Source organism: Deltaproteobacteria bacterium, assembly GCA_030654105.1.
Taxonomy (GTDB): Bacteria; Desulfobacterota; SM23-61; order SM23-61; family SM23-61; genus JAHJQK01.
In genome coordinates, this window is the sequence record JAURYC010000197.1 from 1 (window position 1) to 3,324 (window position 3,324).

Genomic DNA, 3,324 nt, shown 5'->3' on the forward strand with positions numbered 1-3,324 from the left:
AATGTTCATCGGCGGCTGTGCCGGATCTACTGGTGGCGCGATTAAGTGCGTGCGCATCTATATTCTGCTGAAGCAGGGGTTCCAAGAACTCCGTAAGCTCATCCATCCTCGCGCTGTGCTTCCGGTCAAGCTGGGAGGAAAAGTCATTTCGCCGGACACGCTGAGCGGCATCTGGGGCCTCTTTTTCCTATATCTCCTCATCTTTTCCATGGCATCCTTGGCCCTTTCCATGCTGGGATCAGATATCCTAACCTCGATTTCTGCAGTGGCTACTACGCTCGGCAACGTAGGCCCGGGCCTGGGAACTGTGGGCCCTACGGAAAACTTTGCCCACCTCTCCGTGGCTGCCAAATGGATCTTAACTTTCTGCATGCTCTTGGGGCGCCTGGAAATTTACACCCTTCTGGTCCTCCTGATCCCGGAATTTTGGAAAAAATGAATTGCTTGTCTTTCCTCCTAAGTCGTTGTATATTAACAAAAATAGTGTTAGTGTGAGTGTGAGTAGTTAGTATCAGTATTTTTTCACTCACACTGACACTGACACTCACACTGTCTTTAACATGGCGGGAAAAGAAATCTATCTCATCCTGAAACGTCTGCAAAAAGAAGTCGGGGCTTTACGCGAGGATGTGCAATCCTTAAAGGAAAGCGATTCCCCGGGCTTGTTCGAATTAAGGGGGATGTTAAGGCGCCGCGGGCTGGTTTCCTATCGTGAAAATCCCGTCCACCACCTCCTCTTTCCTCCTACTTTTTCCCATGAAGAGAAGGAGCAATTCTATGACCTTTTCAAAAAGTATTCTTTCCGTCTCTTCCTGCGGGAGGTCCTGAATCGAAAAGGGGGCTTCCGGATTTCCGAAGTGGTGCGGTTTTCCTCCCGGGAGACCGCCCGAAAATACTTGCACTCCCTGATCGATTTGGGCCTGGTGGAAACCGTGGATACCCGTTCCTACCGTCTTCGCCCTCTACCTACAGCCAGCCTCGGCCCTACCCTCGAATGGTTCATGGCGGAAATGCTGCGGAAAGAATTTTACTGCCCAGCCTTTTACGGACTTCGCTGTAAAGGAACTCGTTTCGGGGGAGACTACGATGTCATCGCTTCCTTGGAAGGCCGCCTCCTCTACCTGGAAGTGAAGTCTTCCCCTCCCAAGAACATCGAAGGCGATGAGGTCCATGAATTTTTCAGCCGCCTTGAGGATTTAATTCCTCAAGTAGCCCTTTTTTTCGTGGATACGGAATTACGCCTGATCGACAAGATCGTCCCGATTTTTGAAGCCGAGCGACTGGCCCAAAGAAACCCGGGAAACGGACCCTTGCTACCCCTCCAGAAGATCGCCGATGAAATTTTTTTCGCCCCCCCGCGAATTTATATCTTTAGCAGCAAAAGGTCCATCACCAAGAATCTCGCTATATGTTTCCAACATCATTTCACCCTTCCCCGTATGGAGTTTCACGGAGGGGATCTCCCTGGCGAGAGGAAAAACTAATCATGCTCCGTTTTCTGATTCTCCTGTTTACTGCCTACCTCTTAAGTCTTTTCCAGTCTGCGGTGACGAGTGAAATTTTTCCCAACTTTTTAAAGCCAGATCTGATGCTAATTTTTATAACCTATCTGGGCACCTCTCCCTTCTTGATCACGGGAGCGGTTTTAGCCTTTGCAGGACGGAGAATACATCGCCATGTAGTCGTCTATCCCGACTTCTTGATCACGGGAGCGGTTTTAGCCTTTGCAGGTGGTCTTTTTTACGATACCTTTTCGGGAAGCCCTTTTGGCCTCTTTCTCTTTATTTACCTGGGCATTTTCTTTCTCCTCAAGCTTCTGGGGAAAATATTGATTCTGGGCGAAACCCTCGCCGTCCGGGTAAGCCTGGTAACCCTGGCCATAGCCTTCCAGCTTTTCCTGCTGATCTTTCTTCCTTTAGGCTTTGGAATCTTGGAAAAATTTTCTTTACCCGGAGCGAGCTGGATTTTGCCCCAGGCGGTGACTACCTGTGCCGCCTGCTGGCCCCTCTTTCGCCTTTTTAAAATGTTTGCCGCCCTTCCGGGTTTTGCAATTCCACAACCGATGGCTTAGATATGCGTCTGAAACTGGATAAAAACGGCACTCACGAAAAAAACCCGGCCTTTGGGTACGCCAACATCGTCATTATCGTGGCCTTCTCTCTGCTTTTCTCTCGACTCGGGTACCTGCAAATCTTCAAGGGAGAATATTTCAAGAATCTCTCGGAGAATAACCGCATCCGCATTCAAGAAATAGCCGCCCCCCGGGGCATCATTTACGACCGAGCAGGAATTCCCCTTGTAGACAGTTTCCCTTCCTTCGATGTCTCTCTTTTCCGGCAAGACGTCTCCGATACCAGATCCCTTATCCCGGTCTTAAGCCGCGCTCTATCCTTGAGCCCTGAAAGGTTACAAGTCAAGCTCGACGGAGCTAAAGGCTCTCTCGCCTTCCACCCCTTAAAGTTAAAAGCAAATATTTCGCGGGAGGAGCTGGCCATGGTAGAAACCCGCCGCCTCGACCTTCCAGGGGTCATGGTCGATATGGTGATCCGGCGGAACTATCCCTACGAAAATTTGGCCGCACATCTCATTGGTTACTTGGGGGAAATCAGTCAGGAAGAGTTGGAACAGGAAGAATTTATCAATCACAAAATCGGTTATTTTATCGGCAAATACGGGATTGAACATAAGTTTGAACTTGACCTGAAGGGGGAAAATGGGGGACGGCAGATCGAAGTCAATGCCTTGGGGCGTAAAGTGAGGGTTTGGGGCCAGGTGGAGCCAAATCCCGGAAATAACCTTTTCCTCACCCTGGACATTGAATTACAAAAGGCGGCGGAAGAGGCCATGATGGGCAAGAAGGGCGCTCTGGTAGCCATGGATCCCCAAAATGGAGATATCCTGGCCCTGGTCAGCAAGCCTGATTTTGACCCCAACCTTTTCGCCCGGAGAATCTCCCCGGAAAATTGGAAAAGAATTTCCGAGAACTCCTCCCACCCATTACAGAATCGAGCCATCCAGGGTCAGTATCCCCCCGGTTCGGTCTATAAAATCATCATGGCCATCGCCGGGTTAGAAGAAAAAATAATTACGCCCGAGACCACGTTTCATTGCTCCGGGTCCTTTCCTTTCGGCAACCGCGACTACCTGTGCTGGAAAAAAGAAGGCCATGGGCGGGTTAACCTGCGGCGCTCCATTGTCGAATCCTGCGACGTATACTTTTATAACCTCGGTCTGCGCCTGGGGGTGGACCGCATCGCCAAATACGCCATGGGACTGGGCTTGGGAAGAGTAACGGGCTTTCCTCTCGGCCATGAAAAACCCGGA

4 protein-coding genes are annotated in these 3,324 nt (G+C 50.4%); all 4 read left to right on the forward strand.

The genetic code is table 11. From position 1 onward, the window contains the following. On the forward strand, positions 1-439 hold a 439-nt coding region (locus Q7V48_08180; protein MDO9210712.1), incomplete at its 5' end, for a potassium transporter TrkG. A gap of 121 nt (positions 440-560) precedes the next feature. Next, positions 561-1,484: a hypothetical protein gene (locus Q7V48_08185; protein ID MDO9210713.1), complete on the forward strand. Its 924-nt coding sequence runs from the start codon at positions 561-563 to the stop codon at positions 1,482-1,484. 2 nt (positions 1,485-1,486) lie between these two features. Continuing rightward, positions 1,487-2,071, forward strand: coding sequence for a hypothetical protein (locus Q7V48_08190; GenBank protein ID MDO9210714.1), 585 nt, complete (start codon positions 1,487-1,489; stop codon positions 2,069-2,071). A gap of 2 nt (positions 2,072-2,073) precedes the next feature. Then, a partial coding sequence (mrdA, locus tag Q7V48_08195; protein ID MDO9210715.1) for a penicillin-binding protein 2 occupies positions 2,074-3,324 on the forward strand: 1,251 nt, incomplete at its 3' end.